General features: G+C 64.0%; 20 protein-coding genes. 13 read left to right on the top strand and 7 right to left on the bottom strand.

The window, feature by feature from the left end; genetic code table 11:
• Positions 1 to 6: 6 nt before the first annotated feature.
• The gene (locus tag AC0L2L_RS12525) at positions 7 to 1,632 is read left to right on the top strand and encodes a fatty-acid--CoA ligase (protein ID WP_473578717.1); all 1,626 of its coding nucleotides are present in this window, start codon (positions 7 to 9) and stop codon (positions 1,630 to 1,632) included.
• 82 nt (positions 1,633 to 1,714) lie between these two features.
• A complete protein-coding gene (locus AC0L2L_RS12520; RefSeq protein WP_473578715.1) occupies positions 1,715 to 2,500 on the top strand; it encodes a DUF1499 domain-containing protein in 786 nt (261 codons plus the stop codon).
• Positions 2,501 to 2,606: 106 nt separating this feature from the next.
• Here AC0L2L_RS12520 and AC0L2L_RS12515 read toward each other — a convergent pair whose 3' ends face one another.
• Complete coding sequence (locus tag AC0L2L_RS12515) at positions 2,607 to 3,515, bottom strand: MBL fold metallo-hydrolase (protein WP_473578713.1); 909 nt, start codon at positions 3,513 to 3,515, stop codon at positions 2,607 to 2,609.
• 208 nt (positions 3,516 to 3,723) lie between these two features.
• Between AC0L2L_RS12515 and AC0L2L_RS12510 the strand changes: the two genes are divergently transcribed.
• The 7 genes from AC0L2L_RS12510 (at position 3,724) to AC0L2L_RS12480 (ending at position 10,970) form a co-directional block, all read left to right on the top strand.
• Positions 3,724 to 4,314: a biotin transporter BioY gene (locus AC0L2L_RS12510; protein WP_473578711.1), complete on the top strand. Its 591-nt coding sequence runs from the start codon at positions 3,724 to 3,726 to the stop codon at positions 4,312 to 4,314.
• 247 nt (positions 4,315 to 4,561) lie between these two features.
• Positions 4,562 to 5,452 (top strand): glucose-1-phosphate thymidylyltransferase RfbA, encoded by an 891-nt coding sequence (gene rfbA / locus AC0L2L_RS12505; protein ID WP_027164710.1) that lies wholly within the window; start codon positions 4,562 to 4,564, stop codon positions 5,450 to 5,452.
• A complete protein-coding gene (gene rfbC, locus AC0L2L_RS12500) occupies positions 5,445 to 5,999 on the top strand; it encodes a dTDP-4-dehydrorhamnose 3,5-epimerase (RefSeq protein ID WP_027164711.1) in 555 nt (184 codons plus the stop codon). Before rfbA ends, rfbC begins: the two co-directional genes overlap by 8 nt.
• Before the next feature lie 14 nt (positions 6,000 to 6,013).
• Complete coding sequence (rfbB, locus tag AC0L2L_RS12495; RefSeq protein ID WP_473578883.1) at positions 6,014 to 7,096, top strand: dTDP-glucose 4,6-dehydratase; 1,083 nt, start codon at positions 6,014 to 6,016, stop codon at positions 7,094 to 7,096.
• Complete coding sequence (gene rfbD, locus AC0L2L_RS12490) at positions 7,093 to 7,977, top strand: dTDP-4-dehydrorhamnose reductase (protein WP_473578708.1); 885 nt, start codon at positions 7,093 to 7,095, stop codon at positions 7,975 to 7,977. Before rfbB ends, rfbD begins: the two co-directional genes overlap by 4 nt.
• Before the next feature lie 341 nt (positions 7,978 to 8,318).
• Complete coding sequence (locus tag AC0L2L_RS12485; RefSeq protein ID WP_473578706.1) at positions 8,319 to 10,340, top strand: UDP-N-acetylglucosamine 4,6-dehydratase; 2,022 nt, start codon at positions 8,319 to 8,321, stop codon at positions 10,338 to 10,340.
• A gap of 135 nt (positions 10,341 to 10,475) precedes the next feature.
• On the top strand, positions 10,476 to 10,970 hold the full coding sequence (locus AC0L2L_RS12480) for a sugar transferase (protein ID WP_473578881.1): 495 nt from the start codon (positions 10,476 to 10,478) through the stop codon (positions 10,968 to 10,970).
• Here AC0L2L_RS12480 and AC0L2L_RS12475 read toward each other — a convergent pair.
• The gene (locus AC0L2L_RS12475; RefSeq protein WP_473578703.1) at positions 10,958 to 11,896 is read right to left on the bottom strand and encodes an NAD-dependent epimerase/dehydratase family protein; all 939 of its coding nucleotides are present in this window, start codon (positions 11,894 to 11,896) and stop codon (positions 10,958 to 10,960) included. The genes AC0L2L_RS12480 and AC0L2L_RS12475 overlap by 13 nt on opposite strands.
• Positions 11,893 to 13,185 (bottom strand): O-antigen ligase family protein, encoded by a 1,293-nt coding sequence (locus AC0L2L_RS12470; RefSeq protein ID WP_473578701.1) that lies wholly within the window; start codon positions 13,183 to 13,185, stop codon positions 11,893 to 11,895. Before AC0L2L_RS12470 ends, AC0L2L_RS12475 begins: the two co-directional genes overlap by 4 nt.
• 456 nt (positions 13,186 to 13,641) lie before the next feature.
• On the opposite strand from AC0L2L_RS12470, the gene cysD reads away from it, so the two are divergent.
• From cysD to cysQ, 3 genes are read left to right on the top strand one after another with little or no spacing between them, the layout of a single operon-like run.
• Positions 13,642 to 14,547: a sulfate adenylyltransferase subunit CysD gene (gene cysD / locus AC0L2L_RS12465; RefSeq protein ID WP_473578699.1), complete on the top strand. Its 906-nt coding sequence runs from the start codon at positions 13,642 to 13,644 to the stop codon at positions 14,545 to 14,547.
• Between the two features lie 2 nt (positions 14,548 to 14,549).
• A complete protein-coding gene (cysN, locus tag AC0L2L_RS12460) occupies positions 14,550 to 16,487 on the top strand; it encodes a sulfate adenylyltransferase subunit CysN (RefSeq protein WP_473578697.1) in 1,938 nt (645 codons plus the stop codon).
• The gene (gene cysQ / locus AC0L2L_RS12455) at positions 16,471 to 17,280 is read left to right on the top strand and encodes a 3'(2'),5'-bisphosphate nucleotidase CysQ (protein WP_473578696.1); all 810 of its coding nucleotides are present in this window, start codon (positions 16,471 to 16,473) and stop codon (positions 17,278 to 17,280) included. The genes cysN and cysQ overlap by 17 nt, the downstream gene beginning before the upstream one ends.
• Before the next feature lie 219 nt (positions 17,281 to 17,499).
• Here cysQ and AC0L2L_RS12450 read toward each other — a convergent pair whose 3' ends face one another.
• From AC0L2L_RS12450 to AC0L2L_RS12435, 4 genes are all read right to left on the bottom strand, one after another.
• Entirely contained in the window at positions 17,500 to 18,642 is a 1,143-nt protein-coding gene (locus AC0L2L_RS12450; protein ID WP_473578694.1) for a DegT/DnrJ/EryC1/StrS family aminotransferase, read from the bottom strand.
• A 301-nt stretch (positions 18,643 to 18,943) separates the two neighbouring features.
• The gene (locus AC0L2L_RS12445; RefSeq protein ID WP_473578693.1) at positions 18,944 to 19,867 is read right to left on the bottom strand and encodes a carbohydrate kinase family protein; all 924 of its coding nucleotides are present in this window, start codon (positions 19,865 to 19,867) and stop codon (positions 18,944 to 18,946) included.
• Positions 19,864 to 20,310, bottom strand: coding sequence for an RbsD/FucU family protein (locus AC0L2L_RS12440; RefSeq protein WP_473578691.1), 447 nt, complete (start codon positions 20,308 to 20,310; stop codon positions 19,864 to 19,866). The genes AC0L2L_RS12445 and AC0L2L_RS12440 overlap by 4 nt, the downstream gene beginning before the upstream one ends.
• 2 nt (positions 20,311 to 20,312) lie before the next feature.
• Positions 20,313 to 21,536 carry an ROK family transcriptional regulator gene (locus tag AC0L2L_RS12435; protein ID WP_473578689.1) on the bottom strand — a complete coding sequence of 408 codons (1,224 nt, stop codon included), beginning with the start codon at positions 21,534 to 21,536 and terminating at the stop codon, positions 20,313 to 20,315.
• 209 nt (positions 21,537 to 21,745) lie between these two features.
• Here AC0L2L_RS12435 and AC0L2L_RS12430 point away from each other — a divergent pair, with 209 nt between their 5' ends.
• Entirely contained in the window at positions 21,746 to 22,774 is a 1,029-nt protein-coding gene (locus AC0L2L_RS12430; protein WP_473578687.1) for a substrate-binding domain-containing protein, read from the top strand.
• Positions 22,775 to 22,838 lie beyond the last annotated feature (64 nt).

Raw genomic sequence — 22,838 nt, 5'->3', positions numbered from 1 at the left:
GAACAGATGCTCGGATTGATGCAGGAATGGCCGCTGCTTTGCCACAAACTGATCGACCATGCCGAACGCCAGCACGGCAGCCGGGAGGTGGTGTCGCGCTCGATCGAAGGCCCGATCGTGCGCACGACCTTTGCCGAAATCCATCACCGGGCGCTCAAGGTGGCGCAGCGGCTGGATCGCGACGGCTTCAGGCTCGGCGACCGCATCGCGACCCTTGCCTGGAACACGGCCCGCCATATCGAGGCCTGGTACGGCATCATGGGCATCGGCGCGATCTACCACACGCTCAATCCGAGGCTGTTTCCCGAGCAGATCGCCTGGATCATGAACAATGCGCAGGACAAGGCGATCTTCGTCGACCTGACATTCGTGCCGCTCTTGGAAAAGATCGCCGGCGCGGTCCGATCGCTGAAGCTGGTGATTGTTCTCACCGACCGGGCAAATATGCCGCAAACGTCGCTGCCCAATGCCGTCGCTTACGAGGAATGGCTGGCCGAGGCCGATGGCGCCTTCACCTGGAAGACGTTCGATGAGAACACCGCCGCCGGCATGTGCTACACCTCGGGCACGACAGGCGACCCGAAGGGCGTGCTTTACAGCCACCGTTCCAATGTTCTTCATGCCATGATGGCCGCCATGCCCGATGCCATGGGCATATCGACCCGGGATGTGATCCTGCCTGTCGTGCCGATGTTCCACGCCAATGCCTGGGGTCTCGGCCAGAGCGGGCCGATGATCGGCGCCAAGCTGGTGATGCCTGGCTGCAAGATGGACGGCGCTTCGATCTACGAACTGCTCGACACTGAAAAGGTGACGTTCAGCGCAGCGGTGCCGACCGTCTGGATGATGCTGCTGCAATATCTGGAGGAGACCGGCAAGAAGCTGCCCCATCTGAAGAAGGTCGTCATCGGCGGGGCGTCCTGTCCGCGCGCCATCACCGCCAAGTTCCAGGACAATTACGACGTGCAGGTGGTGCATGCCTGGGGCATGACCGAGATGTCGCCGCTCGGCACGCTCTGCACGCTGAAGCCGCAATATGAGACGCTGACCGGCGAGGCGCGGCTGGATGTCCAGGGCAAGCAGGGCTTTCCGCCCTTCGGCGTCGAAATGAAAGTGACCGACGACGACAACGCGCTGCCCTGGGACGGCAAGACCTTCGGGCACCTCAAGGTGCGCGGCCCGGCGGTGGCCCGCGCCTATTATGGCGGCGCCGGCGCCGAGCAGTTCGATGCCGATGGCTGGTTCGACACCGGCGATGTCGCCCATATCGACGCCAACGGCTACATGCAGATCACCGATCGCGCCAAGGATGTCATCAAGTCCGGCGGCGAGTGGATATCGACCATCGATCTGGAGAATCTCGCCGTCGGCCACCCGGACGTGGCGGAGGCGGCGGCGATCGGCATCCCGCATTCCAAATGGGGCGAGCGGCCCTTGCTCGTCGTCGTGCGCAAGCCCGGCAGAGAGCCGAGCAAGGGCGACATCTTGACCTTCATGAGCGGCAAGGTTGCGAAATGGTGGATGCCCGACGACGTCGCCTTCGTCGGCGAAATTCCGCACACCGCCACCGGCAAGATCCAGAAGACCAGTTTGCGCGACCAGTTCAAGGATTATCGCCTGCCGACCGATTGACGAAAAATGTTCAATCTTTCGGCTTCAAGCCCGCGCTAAAAACAGTTAACTCTCGGCCCGGGTTGGGACGATACGGCAAACAATGGCATCTATTCCTGAACGGCAGACGTCACGGGCGGCCGGCTGGTCGCGGCGGATCGGGGCATTCTCGCTCGTCCTTTTGCTCACAGTCGTAGCCGCTTACCGGCTCGATCTCGTCGAGACACCGCCTTTCCTGTGGGTGCTCGCGGTCGTCGCGCTGCTTGCCGCGCTCGCCCTGTTTCTGGCGGGCCTCGGCCTGTCGCGGGTCTGGAGTTTTGGCGATCGCGGCGGCCGCGATCTCAGCATCGGCGCGCTGCTGGCGCTTCTGGTGCTCGCACCCTACGGCGTTGCCGTCTACTGGGCGACGATCTATCCGCCGCTGCGCGACATTTCGACCGATCTCGACGATCCGCCGGCGCTGGATACCAGCGACCGCACCGGCGACATGAACGAGTTGCCGCCGCCGACGCCGGGCGAACAGCGCCTGCAGGCCGATGCCTATCCGCTGGTCAGCGGGCGCAGCTACAATTTGCCTTTCGAAACCGTCGTCGACGCTGTCGAAACCGTTCTCGATCGCCGCGACTGGCAGTTGACGGCGCCTTATCCCGATATCAACGGGCAGAGCGAGGCGACGATCAATGCGCTGGCCAAGGGCTTTGTGCTCGGACTGCCGGCCGACGTCGCCATTCGCGTTACCGATGATGGCGAGCAGGTCATCGTCGACATGCGCTCGGCCTCGCGCTACGGCCGCTACGACTTGGGCGACAATGCAGCCCGCATCACGGATTTCCTTGGCGAGCTCGACCAGCAGGTCGCCGGGCAGGTCGGCGCGGCGCCGGCCGAATAGACTAAAGCGCGTCGCGCAGAAACGGATTCAGGCGACGCGCTTTAAAGTCTTTGTTTTGATGCATGTCGTTGTCCCAGAACCGCTGCACACTTCCGGGCGACATGCATTAGCCGGCAGGCACGAAAACGCCGTCGATTGCAGGCTCGCCGTTGGTTGCGGCCAGGCCGCGGGCGACGAGATCCTCGAGATGGGCAAGCACCGACAGGCCGGCGGCGCCGTGCAGCCGCGGATCGGTATCGCGATAGATCGCGGCGACCATTTCCGTGATCGTGCGGTCGCCGGCGCGGATGCGCTCCAGGATCGCCCTTTCACGCATCTTGCGATGCGTCTTCAGGCCGCGCATGAACCTGCCTGGCGCGGTCACGGGTCCGCCATGGCCGGGCAACAGCAAATGATCGTCGCGCGCCAAAAGCTTGTCGAGGGAGCGCATATAATCGGCCATGGCGCCGTCCGGCGGCGCGACGATCGAGGTCGACCACGCCATGACATGGTCGGCTGAAAACAGGGTGCCGGTTCCCTCGAGGGCAAACGCGGCGTGATTGGCGGTGTGGCCGGGCGTAAGCACGGTGCGGATTGCCCAGCCGTCGCCATGGGTCAGCGCATTGTCGGTCAGCGCGACATCGGGAACGAAAGCCAGGTCGGCGCTGGCGTCGAGCGGATTGACCTCGCCGATGCGCAAGGCGCGAGCCGGGCGATGCGGGCCTTCGGCAAGCGTTGGCGCGCCGGTGTGCTCCTTCAGCCGCGCCGCCAAAGGCGAATGGTCGCGATGGGTATGGCTGACGAAGATGTGGCTGACCGGGCGGCCAGCGATCGCCGCGAGCAGCGTTTCGAGATGGGCGTCGTCTTCCGGCCCTGGATCGATCACCGCCAGCGTATCGTGGCCGACGACATAGCTGTTGGTGCCGTGGAAGGTGAATGGGCCGGGGTTTCTGGCGGTGATGCGCAGCACATCCGGCGCAACCGTGATCGCCCGGCCGTAAGCCGGATCGAAGCTGGTGTCGAATTCAAGCGCCATGCCGGACTCCGTTGCAACGCGGCAAAATGATTGCCGCCCGACACGGAAGCCAATATAGGAAAATTCGCCCAAAAGTGCGCAGCGGTTCTGGGAGAACGACATGAATCAAGACAAATTTTTAAAGCGCGTCGCCTGAATCCGTTTCTGCGCGATGCGCTTTAAGCCAGAAAATCAGCCACCCGGCAAATCAGCCAGAATGGGGAAGACCATGGCAACTGCAACCACGATGCGTCCGCTTGTTTCTCTCACCCTGCCGGATCGGGGCGCCGCGCGGCTCGCCACGCAGCTCTTCCTGGCGCTCGCCGGAACCCTGCTGCTCACCCTTTCAGCCAAGACGAAAGTGGTGCTCGGCCCGGTCGACCTTTCACTGCAGACGCTCGCCGTGCTGTTGATCGCCTCGGCGTTCGGCCTGCGGCTGGCGGTCGCGACGCTCGTCCTCTACCTCGCCGAGGGCGCTTTTGGTTGGCCAGTCTTCCAGGGCACGCCGGAAAAGGGCCTCGGCATCGCTTATATGCTGGGCTCTACTGGTGGCTACCTCGCCGGCTTCGTGGTCATGGCGGCAATCGCCGGCTGGGCTGCCGATCGCGGCTGGGACCGCAATCCGTTCAAGCTGTTTGGCGCCATGCTGACCGCCGAGGTGATCATGATGGCCATGGGCTTTGCCTGGCTGGCGATGCTCATCGGACCGGAAAAGTCCTGGCAATTCGGCGTCCTGCCCTTCATCGTCGGCGACCTGATCAAGGTGGCTTTGGCCGCCAGCCTTGTGCCGGCCGTGTGGGCGCTGCTCAAGCGCGGCTGATCGCGAACGACAAAAAAAGCTGGCCGGCTGAACCTCGTCTGCTTTTTCGTGTCTGGCTTGCGTGGCGCGTCTGATCGATGACCGCCCCGCCCACACTTGCCGATTGTGGATCGCAAGCGACTATAACGAAGGCATTAAATCCGATATTAGTACATGGTGCGGCATAAACGAACGAGCTGATACACGAAACTCTACCGCGGGCGGCTCGACAGCCGGGCATGCCCCCGGCAGCTCGACGGAGAGCCTGTTGAAGGGAATAATCCTGGCCGGCGGGAGCGGAACGCGCCTCTATCCGCTTACAATAGCGGTTTCCAAGCAAATCCTGCCAATCTACGACAAGCCGATGATCTATTACCCGCTGAGTGTGCTGATGCTCTCGGGAATACGCCAGATCATGGTCATCTCAACGCCGCGTGACTTGCCGGTCTTTCAGGCTCTGCTCGGCGACGGCTCGGAATTCGGGCTTGAGCTTTCCTATGCCGAGCAACCGCAACCCAATGGCCTCGCCGAAGCTTTCATCATCGGCCGCGATTTCATCGGCAAGGACAATGTTTCGATGATCCTCGGCGACAACATCTATTTCGGTGATGGGCTGTCCAAGCTCTGCCGGATGGCGGCCTCGCGCGAGAGCGGAGCCTCGGTCTTCGCCTACCATGTCGAGGACCCGGAACGCTACGGCGTGGTCTCGTTCGACAAGGCGACTGGCAAGGCGCTGACGATCGAGGAAAAGCCGCTCAAGCCAAAATCCAACTGGGCCGTCACCGGGCTCTATTTCTACGACAACAGGGTCGTCGACATCGCCTCCACGATCCGGCCGTCAGCGCGCGGCGAGCTCGAGATCACGGCGGTCAACAATGCCTATCTGGAACGCGGGGAGCTGCAGGTCCACCGGCTTGGCCGCGGCTATGCCTGGCTCGATACCGGCACACATGACAGCCTGCATGAAGCGTCATTCTTTGTGCGCACCATCGAACATCGCCAGGGCATCAAGGTCGCTTGCCCCGAGGAAATCGCTTTCGAGCAGGGCTGGCTCGGCGCCGACAAGGTTCTGGAACGCGCGGCGCGGCTCGGCAAGAATGAATATGCCGCCTATCTGCGCAGGCGGGTCGCCGATCTGATGGAGGATCAAGGTGCTTGAGGTCAGGCCGCTCGGCCTCGACGGCGTGCTGGAGATCGTGCCGAAGCGGCACGGCGACGCGCGCGGCTTTTTCAGCGAGACCTGGAATGCCGAACGCTTCGCCGAAGCTGGCATCGATCTCGTCTTCGTCCAGGACAACCATTCCTATTCCGCTGCGGCTGGCGTGTTGCGCGGGCTGCACTACCAGCTGCCGCCGCGCGCCCAGGACAAGCTGCTGCGCGTCGTGCGGGGCAGTGTCCTCGATGTCGTCGTCGATATCCGCCGTTCTTCGCCGACCTTTGCAAAATGGTCGGCGCTGGAGGTCTCGGCCGAGAAGGGAAACCAGATCCTGGTGCCGAAGGGATACGCGCACGGCTTCGTCACGCTCGTGCCGGACACCGAGATTCTGTATAAGGTCACCGATACCTATTCGCCGGAGCATGACCGGTCGATCCGTTTCGACGACCCCGCCATTGGTATTGCGTGGCCGTCGCTTGCCGGCGGCTTCCAGCTCTCGGATAAGGATCGCAACGCGCCACTGCTCAGCAGTGCGGAGGTTTTCGCGTGAGGCAAGAGGGCAAGCTGAATTTCCTGGTCACTGGCGGCGCCGGCTTCATTGGCTCTGCGGTCTGCCGGCACCTGTGCGCCAACCCGGCCTATCGCGTCACCAATCTCGACAAGCTCACCTATGCGGGTAACCTCGCGTCGCTGCGGCCGATCGAGAACGCCCACAATTACCGTTTCCAGCAGGCCGATATCTGCGACGAGCGCACGATGCTCGACATATTGCGCCGTGACGACATCGACATCGTCATGAACCTCGCCGCCGAAAGCCATGTCGACCGTTCGATCGACGGCCCCGGCGCCTTCATCGAGACCAACATCGTCGGCACCTACCGCATCCTCAATGCGGCGCTGGAATACTGGCGCGGGCTGCCGGAGGCTCGCCGAGGCCGCTTCCGCTTCCATCATATCTCGACCGACGAAGTGTTCGGCGACCTTCCTTTCGACGGCGGCATGTTCGTCGAGGAAACGCCTTATGCGCCGTCCTCGCCCTATTCGGCGTCGAAGGCCGCCTCCGACCATCTGGTGCGGGCCTGGCACGAGACCTACGGCCTGCCGGTGGTGCTGTCCAACTGCTCGAACAATTACGGCCCCTATCACTTCCCGGAAAAGCTGATCCCGCTGGTCATCCTCAACGCGCTCGACGAGAAGCCGCTGCCCGTTTACGGCGCCGGCGCCAATGTGCGCGACTGGCTGTTCGTCGAGGATCACGCGCGGGCCCTTGAACTGGTCGCCACCAAGGGGCAGCCGGGTGAGAGCTACAATGTCGGCGGCAATTCCGAGCGTACCAATCTCTCCGTCGTCGAGACGATCTGCGACCTGCTCGACCTCAGGCGCCCGCGCGCCGGCGGCGCAAGCTACCGCGATCTGATCACCTTCGTCACCGACCGCCCCGGCCATGACCGCCGCTATGCGATCGACGCCTCCAAGATCGCGCGAGATCTCGGCTGGAGCCCGCGCGAGAATTTCGACAGCGGCCTGGCCAGGACTGTCGACTGGTATCTCGACAACAAATGGTGGTGGGGCCCGATCCGCGAACAGCGCTACGCCGGCGAGCGGTTGGGCCATGGCCAGGCTGAAGGCAGGAAGGAAACCGCGTGAGGCTCGCCGTCACCGGGCGAGACGGGCAGGTGGCCGCCAGCCTTGTCGAGGCGGCCCGTGGTGACGTCGAAGTCGTTGCCGTAGGTCGACCGGCGCTGGACCTTGCGCGGCCCGACACAGTATTTTCGGCGCTGGAGGCGGCAAGACCGGATATTATCGTTTCGGCCGCCGCTTACACCGCCGTCGACCAGGCCGAGGACGAGAAGGATATGGCCTTCGCCGTCAACGCCGTGGGCGTCGGCAAGGTCGCCGAGGCGGCAAGGAAGCTCGGCGTTCCCGTCATCCATCTGTCGACCGACTATGTCTTCGACGGCACCAAGGACGGCGCCTATGTGGAAACGGACACAACGGCGCCGCTCGGTGTCTATGGCGCCTCCAAGCTCGCTGGCGAACAGGCCGTCGCGGCGGCCAATCCGCGCCATCTCATCCTGCGCACTGCCTGGGTCTACAGCCCGTTCGGCAAGAATTTCGTCAAGACGATGCTGAGGCTCGCTGGCGACCGTGACGAGATTGCGGTCGTCGCCGATCAGTGGGGCAATCCGACATCGGCGCTCGACATTGCCGACGCGATCCTGCAGGCGGCGGTTATCCTCGATCGGGAAAAGGACACCACCTTCGGTGTCTATCACCTGGCCGGTACCGGCGAGATCAACTGGAGCGGCTTTGCCCGCCACATCCTGGATATGAGCCGGGCGCTTGGCGGTCCGCATGCCCACATACGCGATATCGCCACAGCCGATTATCCGACAAAGGCACGGCGGCCGTCCAATTCGCGGCTGTCGAACGCGAAATTCGCGGCAGCGTTCGGTTGGAGCGCGCCGGATTGGCGGGAGTCGAGCGGAGCTGTCGTAGCTCGTATCATTGCCGACAGTGCGGTTTAGGGACCTCAATGGAGGGCTCGTGCCACAGGCGTCGTGAAGGGATAGACTCACAGCAATCTGACACCGTGAAAAGACAGCTCAAGGCGATGAATCCGCCAGGAGAGGCGTCGGGAACGGCGGTTTCAAGGTAGACGCGGGGCCCGCAGATGGCTGCGTCTGGTCGCTTCGTCAGCTCTACGACGCAATATGGACAAAAAACCTCTGGCGATGCGCCCGACTCCGCGCTATTGCGATACGGGGTATGGGGGTCAGGGACTTGCAATCTAGAGTGGCGGCGGACGCTGTTGATCCGGTGCTGTTCGGGTGGCTGTGTTCCCGCACCTGGAGTTCAGTGCCACCCTATGACGTCCTATGTAGAAGCCGTATCGGGACTCCGACCGAAGATGCGGCGCGCCATCATCATGATCCAGGATCTCGTCATGGTCCTGGTCGCTGTGGCGCTGAGTCTGATCCTGTCGCAGTCGCGGCTTTCGTTTGACGCGCTGTCCTATGGCGGGCTCGCCTGCTGGGCGGTCATCGTACTTGTCGCCCATCTGCTGTTCAGATATTGCGGCCTCTACAACACCGTGTGGCGCTTTGCTTCCACGCCCGATTTCTTCAACATCCTGAAGGGCTGCGGAATACTGACGGTGGTCCTCTATTTGACCTCGCTCGCTTTCCGCTCGTTTTTGCAGCCCGTCTCCGGCCTCAACGAACGCCAGTTCATTGTCTTTTTCCTCGTCTCCTTCACTATTATTTCGGCGCCGAGACTTTACTACCGCTTCCTTCGCGATGGCGCGAGCTGGCGCATCCTGCGCCGTGCCCCTGGTGGCGCACCGATCCGACAGGCGCTCTTTATCGGCCGGCTGAGCGAGGCTGACGTGATCGTCCGCTTCACCCGCGCGGCCGTGCCGGCGGAGTATGCCATCGCCGGCATCATGGCGACCGAAAGCGATGCTCCGCTCGGCACGCAGATCCAGGGCGTTCCCGTTGTGGCGGTCCGCCCGCGCCTGGTCGATGTTCTGGAAGAATATGTCGGGGGAACGGAAAATCTCGACTTCGTCATCTTCGGCAAGGGCGCCGAGCGCGAGATCGAGGACTATGCCGAGCTGGTGCGTGTTGCCCGTCACAGCGGCATCACCGTCGTTCAGTTTTCCGGACTTTCCGAACTGGGGCAGGGCGGCAAGCTGGTTCTCGATACGGTCGAGATGGAAACGATCATGCGCCGTTCGGCCGTTGCCACCGACATCGAGCGCATCGGCGCCTTCGTCGAAGGTAAGCGCGTGCTGGTGACGGGCGGCGCCGGCTCCATCGGCCGCGTGCTTGTCAAGCGCTCGCTGGAGCTAGGGGCCGAGGCGGTGCTGGTGGCCGACAATTCCGAGTTCGGCATTTTCCAGCTCGATCAGATGGTCGAGGAAAGCGAGCGTGACCGGCTGTCCAGCCGCATCGTCGATGTTACCGACCGGCGCCAGATGATGCGCCTTGTCAGGGAGTTCGAGCCCGCGATCATTTTCCATGCCGCCGCGCTGAAACATGTGCCGATCCTGGAAGAGAACTGGGAGGCGGCGATCGAGACCAACGTTTTCGGCACGCTTGCTTGCGCCGAAGTCGCCGCCAAATGTGGCGTCCCGCAGTTCCTGCTCATCTCCAGCGACAAGGCGGTGGATCCGACATCGGTGCTCGGCATCACCAAGCGGGCGGCCGAGCAGATCGTCGCCTCGCTGCATGAGACGCACGCCGCGCAACCGTCCGCGTCGAATGGCGGCCGGCTGAACGGCCATGATGCCACGGGTCGCCATCCAGGTACCAAATTCATCGCCGTGCGCTTCGGCAATGTCTTCGGCTCCAACGGCTCGGTGGCGACCATCTTCCAGGCGCAGATCGAGGCCGGCGGGCCGGTCACCATCACCGACCGGCGCATGACTCGCTATTTCATGACCGTGGCCGAGGCCGTCGATCTCGTCATCATGTCGGCCGCCGATGCCGAGCAGCGCCAGGGCAGGGACGACTACGCCATCTACATGCTCGACATGGGCAAGCCCGTGCCGATCCTCGAAGTCGCGGAAACGATGATTCGCATGGCCGGCAAAAGCCCCTACACCGATATTCCGATCCGTTTCACCGGCATCAGGCCCGGCGAGAAGCTGCACGAGACGCTGCATGGCGAGAACGAAGAGGTCGTCAAGCTCGACATCGCCAAGATATTCGGCCTCAGGAGCGAGGTCGTGGGTTGGCCGAAAATCCAGGCGGGGCTGACCGCGCTGCAGGCAGCCATCCGCGATCAGGACAAGGCAGCGGCGCTCGCGGTGCTGGCAGGCCTGTACCAGGACCGGAACATTCCGGAGCCCAATGTGCCGAAAGCAGCGGCAGGGCAAACGGCTTAGCCTGTCTTGCCCATGCGCAATCGCCAGAAGAGCGTACCCGAATATCGGCAGGATGCGCCGCTCTTGTTCCGCTTGCGTCATCGGATCTGGACCGTGACGGCAAAGCGGGCCCTTGATCTCAGTGTCGCGGCGGTGATGTTGGCGGCGACGTCGCCGATTGTACTTGTCGCCATGCTGGCGGTCCGGGCGACGTCGCCCGGCCCCGCCATCTTCTCGCAAATCCGCGTCGGCCGGGACGGCGCGCTTTTTGCCTGCCGCAAATTGCGCACGATGCGCCGGGAAACGCCGTCCTTGCCTACTCACGAGGCGCCGGCCGGTTCGGTGACCGCGGTCGGCAAGGTGCTGCGCGCAACCAAGATCGACGAATTGCCGCAGCTCTGGAACGTGCTCAAGGGCGAGATGAGCCTTGTGGGGCCGCGTCCATGCCTGCCGACGCAGACGGAACTGATCGAGCGGCGCAAGGAACTGGGCGTGCTCGCCGTGCTGCCGGGCATCACCGGGCTGGCGCAAATCAAGGGGATCGACATGTCGGATCCGAAACTCTGCGCCGAGACCGATGCGGCCTACATCAAAGCGGCCTCCATCGGCCTGGACCTCAAGATATTGCTGGGCACGTTCTACCGCGCTTGACCGGCCTGTCGTGCCAGTTCCTCGAGCCGGCCGAGCGTGCCGTTTTCCGGCATCCAGCCCTCCGAGGCCAGCAGCGACGGGTCACAGATCTGTGTCGCCATCAAAGCCTGCCACGAAGCCTGCCGGCCGAGCAGCGTAGCCAGCAGCCGGAACGGCCATACCGGCATGGGGACAAGCCTGGCCGGCCGGGCATATCCGCGCCGGAATGCGGTGACGATTTCAGACATCGCAACCGGGCAAGCATCGCCCAAAATGTAGGTTGGACGCGGCGGCACGGGGCGGGTCAGGAGATGCGCCACGGCGCCGGCCACAGCGTCGACCGATATCAGCGAACGAACCGCCGTCAAGGCGGCTGCGGGCAACGGCAAGCCGGTGTCTGCGAGCCGCATCAGCCCGCGCAGATTTCCCTTCATGCCTTCGCCATAGACCGGCGGCAGCCGCAGCGCCGTCGCGCCGTCGCGTCCAGCCCTTGCAAAAGCCTCCAGCATTGCGATCTCGCCTTCACGCTTGGAGCGCCCATAGGCGCATTGCGGGTCAGCGGGCGTGGCGTCGTCGACAGTGCCGTTGAAGCCCGCACCCGCGACGGCGCGGATCGAGGAGAGATAGACGAAGCGCTCGCCGGTGCGCGCGGCCGCTGCCTGCGCGAGCCGTCCGGTCAGTGCCGCATTTACGGCCCGGAAACCGACCTCGCCGGCGCTGCGATCATTGTTGAGCGCCGCGCAGTGGACGACATGCGTCACATCGCGCATCAGCGCCAGAAAGGCGTCTTCCGGCGCATCGGCGCCCGGCAGCGCGGCGGCATCGTCCGCGCCCGCCAGCCGTTGCGGCAGGCGCGACGCGATGCGTATGTCAAATCCGTCCTCGCGCAACCGGCCCACGATCCGGCGTCCGACGAAGCCTGTTGCGCCGGTGACCAGGACCTTCATGGTTGCGGGCTTACACCCGGCGCCATGGCGGGCGCGCTCTTCCCGGTCGGTGCTATCGTTCGCCCGGACGCAAGATAGGTTCCCGAAATCAGGAACACCATCAGCGTCGCGTCGAGGATATCGTGGCCGATGAGGATGCCGGTCATCCCGCCGGTGAGATAGGTAATGACCGCGACGAGGACCATCGTCGCGCCGAACCGCTCCACCGGATCGGCACTGAGGCGCAGCGCCCTTGCCGCGTTCCAGGCGGCAACGACGAAGATCGAGGCCAGGGCAAGCGCTCCCAGCAGACCGGCCTCGACCAGCGCTGTCAGGAAGCCATTGTGGAAATGGCTGAAACCCTGGTGCAGGCCGAACTGGTCCTGAAACCCCTGCTTCATCAGCGCCCGGCTGGCCGAGATGCCATGACCGAAAATAGGCATCTCGCGAAACGCGCTGACGCCCATTTCCCACATCGCCACGCGCAGGCCGAGCGCCGTCGAATGGTCGCCATTGGCGTTCAGCGCATCCCAGTCGCTGACCAGGAAGTCGGTTCGATCCAGGATGACGCGTGAGCCGATCGCTGCAATCACCAGGGCGACCGCAACGCCGATCACCACGAAGCGCGCCACGCTGGCGTTGGTGAACCGGCGGCGATTGACGAGAAGGACGACGATGCCGGCAATCGGCACGGCCACCCAGATCATGCGCGACGCCGAATAGACGATCGCCATGGCTCCGGCCATCGCCGCCAGGACCAACAGCTTCCAACGCTTCTCGATGCCTGACAGGGCGCCGGCCAAGCATAGCATGGCGGCAAGGCAGGTAACGGTCGCGAAGACGATCGCATTTCCGGCGCCGCCCTCGGCCCTCGTGCCGAGCCCATAATACTGGACGACGGCGATCGCCAGCGCGCCGAAGCAGGCCGCGGTGCTCGCCAGAATGGCGATGCGCGCCAGCGTGGCCTTCTCGGTGATGCTCCATGTCGAATAGGAGATGGGGAAGAGCAGCAAGGTGATCAGCGGCAGGAACAGCCGCAGATCGGCCGCCAGCGTGCCGTTGACGATCGAAGCGAGGATCATGGCCGCGCAATAGGCATAGATCGCCACCGTCAAGGCCAGCATCGGCCCGTCGATGTTGAAGCGCCGCCGTTTCGTGGCGAGCAGCATCGCGGACCACACGCCACCGGCATTGAAAGCGATGCTGACCAACGATCCAAGCACCGGCGGCGAAAAGAAGCAGACGATCGAGAAATAGAAATTGATCTGTGCGGGCGTGAGACGGCGCCGGAGCGTTGTGAACGGGTTCAAATGCTTGCTTCGCAATTTCCAGGTTGCGCCCGGATCCGTGATGGCAGCCGATGGCTGCCTAGACGGACTCCGTTTGCCGCGCCTTGCCCGTTCCCCGAGCCCGTATAGCGGCTGGCGCCGTTCTGCGAAAGGGCGGCCGCCGATGTTCCGACAAAAATCCTCGACCCGGGCAAAGAGCGGGGACAGATGGGGACTGGCCGGAAAGCCGCGGCTTTTCCCTGCTTCCGCGTTTGGACCGCCCTGGCAGGATTTTCCGCTTTGCCGCCCTCGCTTGGAAAATTCGTTCCTTAATCCCCCCGAGCCGTGCGCGTCTTGCATTGTTATCGCCAGCGCCGATCTGTTAGAACGCCCGCACGAAACAGTTTGTCCAAAGTGAAATTTGCGCCCGGGCGGCATAAGATTGCGCCTGCGACGCAAGATTTCCGCCCGACGGCACGAGAGAACGCTCGACAGTCCATGAATATCGCGCTCACGCATCTGCAGCGGCTCGAGGCCGAATCCATCCACATCTTCCGCGAGGTCGCGGCGTCTTTTTCCAAGCCGGTGATGCTTTATTCGGTCGGCAAGGATTCCTCGGTGCTGATGCATCTGGCGATGAAGGCATTCTACCCCGCCAAGCCGCCGTTCCCGTTCCTGCATGTCGACACCACCTGGAAGTTCCGCGAGATGATCACATTTCGTGACCAGATGGCGCAGAAGCTCGGCTTCGACCTGCTCGTCCATGTCAACGAGGATGGCGTGCGCGACGGCATCAATCCCTTCGACCATGGCTCCAATACCCACACCCATGTGATGAAGACCGTGGCGCTGCGCCAGGCGCTCGACAAATACGGCTTCGACGCCGCTTTCGGCGGCGCCCGCCGCGACGAGGAGAAGTCGCGCGCCAAGGAACGTATATTCTCTTTCCGCAATGCCCAGCATGTCTGGGATCCGAAGAACCAGCGGCCCGAGATGTGGAAGATCTTCAACACCCGCATCGCGTCGGGCGAATCGATCCGTGTCTTTCCGCTGTCGAACTGGACCGAGCTCGATATCTGGCAGTACATCCTGCAGGAGAACATCCCGATCGTGCCGCTCTATCTCGCCAAGGAACGGCCGGTCGTCGAACGCGACGGCATGCTCATACTCAAAGACGACGAGCGCATGAAACTGCGCCCCGGCGAAATCGTGCAGGATCGGCTGGTGCGTTTCCGCACGCTTGGCTGTTATCCGCTGACGGGCGCCATCGAATCCGAAGCCGACACGCTCGAAGCCATCGTCGGCGAGATGCTGACCGCGCGCACCTCCGAACGGCAGGGGCGCCTGATCGACCGCGACGAGGCGGGCTCGATGGAAAAGAAGAAGCGCGAGGGGTATTTCTGACCATGCGCCACATCTTGGCCAAGAGCCTCGCCCCCACCGACGGCGTTCGCGATTATCTGGCCGCGCAGGAGAAGAAGTCGCTGCTGCGCTTCCTCACTTGCGGCTCTGTCGACGACGGCAAGTCGACGCTGATCGGCCGCCTGCTCTCCGACACCAAGCAGATTTTCGAGGACCAGCTCGCCGCGCTCGAGAAGGACTCGCGCAAGCACGGCACCACCGGCGACGACATCGACTTCGCGCTGCTGGTCGACGGGCTGGAGGCGGAGCGCGAGCAGGGCATCACCATCGATGTCGCCTACCGCTTCTTCGCCACGCCGAAGCGCAAGTTCATCGTCGCCGACACGCCCGGCCATGAGCAGTACACCCGCAACATGGCGACCGGGGCCTCGACCGCGGACCTCGCCATCGTGCTGATCGACGCGCGCCAGGGCGTGCTGCGCCAGACCCGGCGCCATTCGATCATCGCCTCGCTGCTCGGCATCCGGCACATCGTGCTCGCCGTCAACAAGATCGACCTCGTCGGCTTCGACAAGATCGTGTTCGACCAGATCGTCGCCGACTACGGCGCGTTCGCGCAGGCGCTAGGCTTCTTGAGCGTCGTCCCGATCCCGATGTCGGCGCGCTTCGGCGACAACGTCACCAGCCGCTCGGAGCGCACGCCCTGGTATTCCGGACCGTCGCTGATCGAGCATCTCGAAACCGTGTCGGTCGACGAGGCCGCGGTCGAGCTGCCGTTCCGCTTCCCGGTGCAATATGTGAACCGGCCGAACCTCGACTTCCGCGGCTTTGCCGGCACCATCGCCTCGGGCAGGGTCGCGCAGGGCGACGAAGTCGTCGTCGCCAAGTCCGGCAAGGCGTCGCGCGTCAAACGCATCGTCGCGCAGGGCGGCGACCTGGAGCAGGCCGTCGCCGGCCAGGCGATCACACTGGTTCTCGAGGACGAGGTCGAGGTGTCGCGCGGCAACATGCTGGTGTCGCCGGCGGCGCGGCCGCAGGTCGCCGACCAGTTCGCCGCCAATATCGTCTGGTTCGATGAGCAGGCGCTGCTGCCCGGCCGCTCTTACATCCTGCGCACCGAAACCGACCAGGTCAGCGCTACCGTCACTGATCTGAAATACCGGGTCAACGTCAACGATTTCGCGCATGAGGCCGCGAAGTCGCTCGACATGAATGGGGTCGGCGTCTGCAACATCTCGACCAGGGCACCGATCGCTTTCGATCCTTTCGCCGAGAACCGCACCACCGGCGCTTTCATCCTGATCGACCGCATCACCAACGCCACCGTCGGCGCTGGCATGATCCTGCATTCGCTGCGCCGTGCGGAAAACATCCACTGGCAGTCGCTCGACGTCGGCAAGCGCGGCCGCTCCGACCTGAAGAACCAGCGCCCGGCCGTGTTCTGGTTCACCGGGCTCTCCGGCTCCGGCAAGTCGACCATCGCGAACCTCTTCGAGAAGAAGCTGTTCGCGTCCGGCCGTCACACCTACATCCTCGACGGCGACAATGTCCGCCACGGCCTCAACCGTGATCTCGGCTTCACCGATGCCGACCGCGTCGAAAACATCCGCCGGGTCGCCGAAGTGGCCAAGCTGATGGCCGATGCCGGCCTGATCGTCATCGTCTCCTTCATCTCGCCCTTCGCCGCCGAGCGGCGCGTGGCGCGCGAGCTGATGGCCGAGGGCGAGTTCATCGAGGTGTTCGTCGACACGCCGTTCGAGGAATGCGCCCGTCGCGACCCGAAAGGCCTTTATGCGCGCGCGCTGAGCGGCGAGATCAAGAATTTCACCGGCGTCGATTCGCCTTATGAGGCGCCGCAGAATCCGGAAATCCATCTGAAGACGCTCGGCAAGAAGCCGGAAGAGATGGCTGAAGCCCTGGAGCATTGGCTGAATGAGCGCGACATTGCCGAGGACCAGTACGACAATGGCGGCGGTATCTGACGACGAGGCCATACTCGGCGTGTTCGAGCGACTGGCGCTCGATGCCGGGCGCGAGGTGATGCGCGTCTTCCATGAGGGCTGCGCCGTCGACAGCAAAGCCGACTCCTCGCCGGTGACGGAAGCCGACCGCGAAAGCGAGAAGATCATCCTCGCCGGCCTTCGCACCGCCTATCCGGATATCCCTTGCGTGGCAGAGGAAGAGGTTGCGGCGGGCGTCGCCACGCCCGATCTCGACGGCGCCTTCTTCCTGGTCGACCCGCTCGACGGCACCAAGGAATTCGTCAACCGCCGCACCGATTTCACCGTCAACATTGCGCTGGTCCGCCATGGCGTGCCGGAAGTCGGCGTCGTCTACGCGCCTTGCATCGGACGCTTTTTCACTGGTCGGCCTGGCAAGGCCGAGGCACTGGAGATCGACGCCGACTATCGCATTGCCGGCCGTCGGCCGATCGGCGTGCGGGCCGGGGTCACGCCGCTCGCCGTCGTCGCCAGCCGCTCGCACAACACGCCGGAAACCGACGCCTTCATTCGCAACCTCGGCGCCGCCGAGATCGTCTCGGTCGGCTCGTCGCTGAAATTCTGCCTGCTCGCCGCGGCGGAAGCCGATGTCTATCCGCGTTTCGGCCGCACCATGGAATGGGACACGGCGGCGGGCGATGCGGTGCTGCGCGCCGCCGGCGGCATGACCCGCACGCTGGACGGCAAGCCTTTGGTTTATGGCAAGCGCAACCAGGCCAACGACAGCGATTTCGCCAACCCGCATTTCATTGCGACGGGGAGGGTGGCGGTTTAGGGGCGTTTGCGTAAGAGAACTATTGAGATGCTGGCGGGACAGCGCCCCCTCTGTCCTGCCGGACATCTCCCCTCAAGGGGGGAGATTGGCAGCTTCGGCGATCCGCTTCCGCTTTCACCGTTGAAGGTTGACGAAAGCCGGCGTGACATCTGATCTCCCCCCTTGAGGGGGAGATGTCCGGCAGGACAGAGGGGGGTGCCTGGCGCTGACCTTTCAGGCTTACGCCGCCGCTACATGCGCCGAGTTCGAGCCGATATAGTTCCGGATCGTCTCGATGATGCGGTCCTGGTCGGCTTCGCTGAGATAGGCGTGCATCGGCAGGCAGAGGATCTGCTTCGGCAGGTCTTCCGAAACGGCGAGGCCGGTCGGCGTGCACGGATAATCCTGGTAGGCGACCTGCTCGTGCAGTGGCTTCACGTAGTAGATCACCGACGGAATGCCTTTTTCGCCAAGATGGGCCTTCAGACCGTCGCGCTTCGGCGTCTCGATCGCGTATTGTGCCCACGCCGAGCGGCCATGGCCGAGATTGCGCGACGCCTTGACGATGTCGCCAAGCCCCTTGGCATAGCGGTCCGCGACCGCCTGGCGCGCCACCATCTCGTCCTCGAGGATGGCGAGCTTCTCGATCAGGATCGCCGCCTGCAGCGTGTCGAGGCGCGAATTGATGCCGACGCGGACATTGTCGTACTGCGTCTCGCCCTTGCCGTGGAAGGCGAAGGATCTGAGCTTGTCGGCAAGCGCGCCGTCGTTGGTGAACATCGCACCGCCGTCGCCGTAGCAGCCGAGCGGCTTTGCCGGATAGAAGCTGGTCGAGCCGACATGGCCGAAGGCGCCGCACATTTTGGCTTCGGCGGAGCCGCCCATCGACTGCGCGGCGTCCTCGATCACCATAAGGTTCTCGCGCCTGGCGATCGCCATGATCGCACCGTAGTCGGCGGCAAGCCCGAACAGGTCGACCGGGATGATCGCCTTCGGCTTCAGCCGGCCTTCCTTCTTGATCATCTCGATCGCCGCTTCGAGGCTGGCGATGTCGATGTTGTAGGTGTCGCGGTCGACGTCGACGAAGACCGGCTCGGCCTTGGCCAGCGCCACCACTTCGGCCGTCGCGGCAAAGGTGAAGCTCGGCACGAACACCGCGTCGCCCGGGCCGATGCCGGCAGCAAATAGCGGCAGAAGCAGCGCATCGGTGCCGTTGGCGCAGGCGACGACATGCTTGACGCCGATATAGGCCGCGAGTTTGTTTTCGAATTCGGTGACCTGCGGTCCCAGGATATAGCGCCCGTCCTCGACGACGTGGTCGATCGCGGCCTTCAGCCGGTCGCGGATGCGTTCGCGCTGCGCGCCAAGATCGATGAACTGCATGTCGGCCTCGAATGGGTTTCACAAAGTCTTGGAGCTGCTGTGCGGCCTGCGGACGCACGTCGCTCCAATAAAACCGGTCCGCTGGTAACAGACTTGGCGCGGCTGAGAAAGCCGGCCGGGTCCGAGGCAAATTGCCTATGTGTCGCAGCCTGTTACCGGTTTTGCCGGCGCAATGCCTGAAAAAGCTGGAAATTCGAGCCTTGCGAGGCGATTCCGACGTCTCTTATTGCACCATTCCGTAGTTGGGAAACATAAAGTGATCGGTGGAGGAGAGCGCTTTCACGCCCATCCCGATGCCGGATCAGGCGATTTCGTGCCGCCAGGGCGGGTTGGCGCCGGCCCGCGAAACCGTCACGGCCGCCGCCTTGGCGCCGAGCTCCAGCGCCTTGCGGATCGCGTCCTCAGGCAGGTTGCCGATGGCCGCCTTGGTGAGCAGGCCCTGCTCGTGCAGCGAGGCGAGGATGCCGGCATTGAACGTGTCGCCGGCGCCAACGGTATCGATCACCTTGACCTTCCGCGGCACGACCGTGACCTTGTGCGCCTTGCTGTAGCCGACGGCGCCTTCGCTGCCATGGGTGACGACGATCAGCTTGGGCCCGCGATCCAGCCAGTTGTGCACCACGTCCTCATGCGAGCCAGCTTCGTCGAACCATTTGAGGTCCTCGTCCGACAGTTTGACAATATCGGCCATCGCCATCATCTCGCGGATGCGCCTCAGATGCCTGGCCTTGTCCGGGATGAAATTCGGTCGGATGTTGGGGTCGAGCATCATCACCCGGCTCCCGTGCTCGCGCCGCATGAATTCCTCGTAGGCCGATCCCGCCGGTTCTGAGATCAGGCTGATGGCGCCGAACAGCATCGCCTCGATTTCGGCACCCAGATTCGGCAGGTCCTCGATGGCGAGCATGCGCCCGGCGGTATTCTCGTCATAGAAGGTGTAGGTCGCCTGGCCGTTGTTCAACCGCACGAAGGCGAGCGTTGTGGGCTTTGACGACGTATGTGCGTAGGTAGAGCTGACTTTGTTCGCCCCGAGCGCCTCGCGAAGCTGGCCGCCAAACAGGTCCGAGGACAGGCCAGAAAAAAAGCCGGCCGGTCCGCCCAGTCGGCCGAGCGCGATCGCCGAATTGAACAGCGCGCCGCCGACATACGGCGCGAAGGCCGCTTCGCCTTCCGTCGTGGTGCGCGGCAGCATGTCGATCAGGGCTTCGCCACAGCAAAGGATCATGTCGTCTCGGTCTCCGGCGGATGGATCACGCCCTTGCGGATGATGATGTTGGCAAAGAGCCGGGGTTCGCTGGTCGCCACGATCGCATGCGCGGCCTTGACGCGTGCATAGAAGTCGGACCCGGCCAGCGCAACCACCTTGTGGCCCGGCGCGCGCTTGGCGCAGACCGCTTCCATCTCACGGTGCACAGGATCGGCCAGCGCTGGGTCGCCCTTCACCGAGGCACGAAACAGAGCCTCCGGCACCGCCTCATCCACCGGCAGCACGCTGAGCACGGCGTCGAGGACGGCAATGACATGGTGGCCGTCCGCGCGGATCAGCCGCCGCGCCTGTTCCTCGGCCGGATAATTGCCGTCGACGATCGCGATCTCGTCGCCATGGCCCATTGCCCGCAGCGTCGCCAGGAACTGGGGGCCGAGCAACGACGGGATGCCGATCAGCATGGTCACGCGCCCCAGGACGTGTTCGGTCCGATCAGGAAGCGCTCGGAAAGCGGCAGGCTCGCGCCGCCCAGCGCCCGGGCATGGATCCCGACGGTGCCCTCGCGCACGAAGGGCAGCTTCAGCCCTTCGGCGTCGATGCCGGCGATGGCCTGCCTGATTGCCTCGACAAGCCGGCGTCGAATGTCGGGCGGCATCCAGCCGTCAATCACCGCCGCTTCGAAATCGATGACGGACGAGGCCGCGACGATGGCATAGGCAAGCGCCCGCGAGGCGCTGGCGATCCACGCGTCGAGCTCGGCGCCGATCTCGCCCCATTCCTGCGGCGAGGTCCACAGATAGGAGCCGTCGATGCCCTTGGCGGAAATCGCTTTTTCCAGCATCGCGATCGAGGCGACGTCGATAAGCTGCGCCGGCTTGCCGTCCGGACCCGGCACCGGCATCGATCCGAGCGCGCCGGCGTTTCCCTTCGGTCCGCTGTAGAGACGGCCGTTGAGTACGATTCCGCCGCCGGCAAAGGCGCCGATGTAGAAATAGACGAAGTCGCGCGCCGCGCCCGCCTGGCCGAAGACCAGCTCGGCGCCGCAGGCCGAAGTCGCGTCGTTCTGCAGGTAGACGGGGAACTCGCACTGCGCCTGGATGTCGGCGCGGATGTCGCGATGGCGCCATTCGTCCATGATCTCGCGCGGCGCGCCGGCCGTGTCGGCCCAGTTCCACAGTTCGAACGGCATGGCGATGCCGAGCCCGGCAATGCGCTTGTCCTGCGACGGCGTCAGCTCGCTGCGCATCGTCTTGATGCCGGCGGTGACGAACTCGACGGTCTCGCGCGGTGCGGGATAGCGGTAGGAATGTTGCAGCATGGCGCGCACATTGCCGAGGAAGTCGATCAGCACGAGCTCGGCCGAGCGCCTGCCGATCTTGAGGCCGATGAAAAAGGCGCCTTCCGGGTTCAGCGCCATCGGGATCGAGGGCTGGCCGATCTTGCCACGCTGCGGCGCCTGGCGCACGAGCAGCTTGTCTTGCTCGAGCTCGCGCATGATGACCGACACGGTCTGGGCCGAAAGCCCGGTCATGCGCGCAATGTCGGATTTGGCCAGACTGCCATGCTGGCGCACCAGTGACAGCACGAGCCGCTCATTGTGGTCGCGCATGCCGCTCTGGTTGGTGCCGCGATGCAGCCGGCTCTCCACAGCCTCGGGCGAACCGTGCCTCGCAATGCCGGTCTCCACCCTGTTCCTCCCGTCTGTTTCCCCTCGAAGCTTTTCGTTCAGAATGAGTGAACAGCGCAAGGGTGTCAATAATAAATAAGAGTGATTTAATTATTGACAGCCGTTGCGGACTGGTGTTCTTTGACATCGCGCTCACACTGGGAGAACTTCGGTGAGCGCTCCGCAGGCGCCGGTTGGCCGGCGCCGGAGTGGTTCACTGGGAGGAAATCATGGGTAAATGGAATATTCTGAAGGCAGCCGTTGCCGGCCTTGCCTTTTACGGCGCGATGGCCACGGCCTCGCACGCGGCCGACATCGTCGGCCTCATTACCAAGACCGAGGGCAACCCCTTCTTCGTCAAGATGCGCGAAGGCGCGCAGGCCAAGGCCAAGGAACTCGGCCTCACGCTGCAGACCTTTGCCGGCAAATTCGACGGCGACAATGACAGCCAGGTCGCGGCCATCGAGAACCTGATCTCGGCCGGCGCCAAGGGCTTCGCCATTGTGCCGAGCGATTCCAGCGCCATCGTGCCGACCATCAAGAAGGCCCGCGACGCCGGCTTGCTGGTCATCGTGCTCGATACGCCGCTCGATCCGATCGACGCCGCCGACGCGACTTTCGCCACCGACAATTTCAAGGCCGGCGAACTGATCGGGCAGTGGGCAAAGGGCACGCTGGGCGACAAGGCCGCGAGCGCCAAGATCGCCTTCCTCGATCTTGCCACCAACCAGCCGACGGTCGACTATCTGCGCGACCAGGGCTTCATGAAGGGCTTCGGCATCGACACCAAGGATCCGAAGAAATACGGCGACGAGGACGACGCGCGCATCTGCGGCCACGAGATGACCGGCGGCGCCGAGGATGGCGGCCGCACCGCCATGGAAACGCTGCTGCAGAAGTGCCCGGACGTGAGCGTGATGTACACGATCAACGAGCCGGCGGCGGCCGGCGGCTACCAGGCGCTCAAGGCGGCCGGCAAGGATGACGGCTCGGTGCTGGTGGTTTCGATCGACGGCGGCTGCCCGGGCGTCAAGAACGTCGCGGCCGGCGTCATCGGCGCGACCTCGCAGCAATATCCGCTGAAGATGGCGGCGATGGCCATGGAAGCGATCGAGAAGTTCGCCAAGACCGGCGAGAAGCCGAAGCCGACCCCCGGCAAGGAGTTCTTCGACACCGGCGCCACGCTGATCACCGACAAGCCCGTCAATGGTGTCGAGTCGATCGACAGCAAGAAGGGCGCGGAACTTTGCTGGGGCTGATGCCTTCCTAATACCCGCAATAACGGACTAAACTCACCGAAAGGGCGGCTCCGGCCGCCCTTTC

The sequence above is a fragment of the Mesorhizobium sp. WSM4832 genome (assembly GCF_055811115.1).
Note: the sequence above shows the minus strand (reverse complement) of the source record. Positions and strands in the feature narration are given on the sequence as shown.

Bases quoted from the DNA above. Each gene is read 5' to 3' on its own strand.
- AC0L2L_RS12525 (WP_473578717.1), top strand. From the start codon at position 7: ATGCTCGGATTGATGCAGGAATGGCCGCTGCTTTGCCACAAACTGATC.
- AC0L2L_RS12520 (WP_473578715.1), top strand. From the start codon at position 1,715: ATGGCATCTATTCCTGAACGGCAGACGTCACGGGCGGCCGGCTGGTCG.
- AC0L2L_RS12515 (WP_473578713.1), bottom strand. From the start codon at position 3,515: ATGGCGCTTGAATTCGACACCAGCTTCGATCCGGCTTACGGCCGGGCG.
- AC0L2L_RS12510 (WP_473578711.1), top strand. From the start codon at position 3,724: ATGGCAACTGCAACCACGATGCGTCCGCTTGTTTCTCTCACCCTGCCG.
- AC0L2L_RS12485 (WP_473578706.1), top strand. From the start codon at position 8,319: ATGACGTCCTATGTAGAAGCCGTATCGGGACTCCGACCGAAGATGCGG.
- AC0L2L_RS12480 (WP_473578881.1), top strand. From the start codon at position 10,476: ATGTTGGCGGCGACGTCGCCGATTGTACTTGTCGCCATGCTGGCGGTC.
- AC0L2L_RS12475 (WP_473578703.1), bottom strand. From the start codon at position 11,896: ATGAAGGTCCTGGTCACCGGCGCAACAGGCTTCGTCGGACGCCGGATC.
- cysD (WP_473578699.1), top strand. From the start codon at position 13,642: ATGAATATCGCGCTCACGCATCTGCAGCGGCTCGAGGCCGAATCCATC.
- cysN (WP_473578697.1), top strand. From the start codon at position 14,550: ATGCGCCACATCTTGGCCAAGAGCCTCGCCCCCACCGACGGCGTTCGC.
- cysQ (WP_473578696.1), top strand. From the start codon at position 16,471: ATGGCGGCGGTATCTGACGACGAGGCCATACTCGGCGTGTTCGAGCGA.
- AC0L2L_RS12450 (WP_473578694.1), bottom strand. From the start codon at position 18,642: ATGCAGTTCATCGATCTTGGCGCGCAGCGCGAACGCATCCGCGACCGG.
- AC0L2L_RS12445 (WP_473578693.1), bottom strand. From the start codon at position 19,867: ATGATCCTTTGCTGTGGCGAAGCCCTGATCGACATGCTGCCGCGCACC.
- AC0L2L_RS12440 (WP_473578691.1), bottom strand. From the start codon at position 20,310: ATGCTGATCGGCATCCCGTCGTTGCTCGGCCCCCAGTTCCTGGCGACG.
- AC0L2L_RS12430 (WP_473578687.1), top strand. From the start codon at position 21,746: ATGGGTAAATGGAATATTCTGAAGGCAGCCGTTGCCGGCCTTGCCTTT.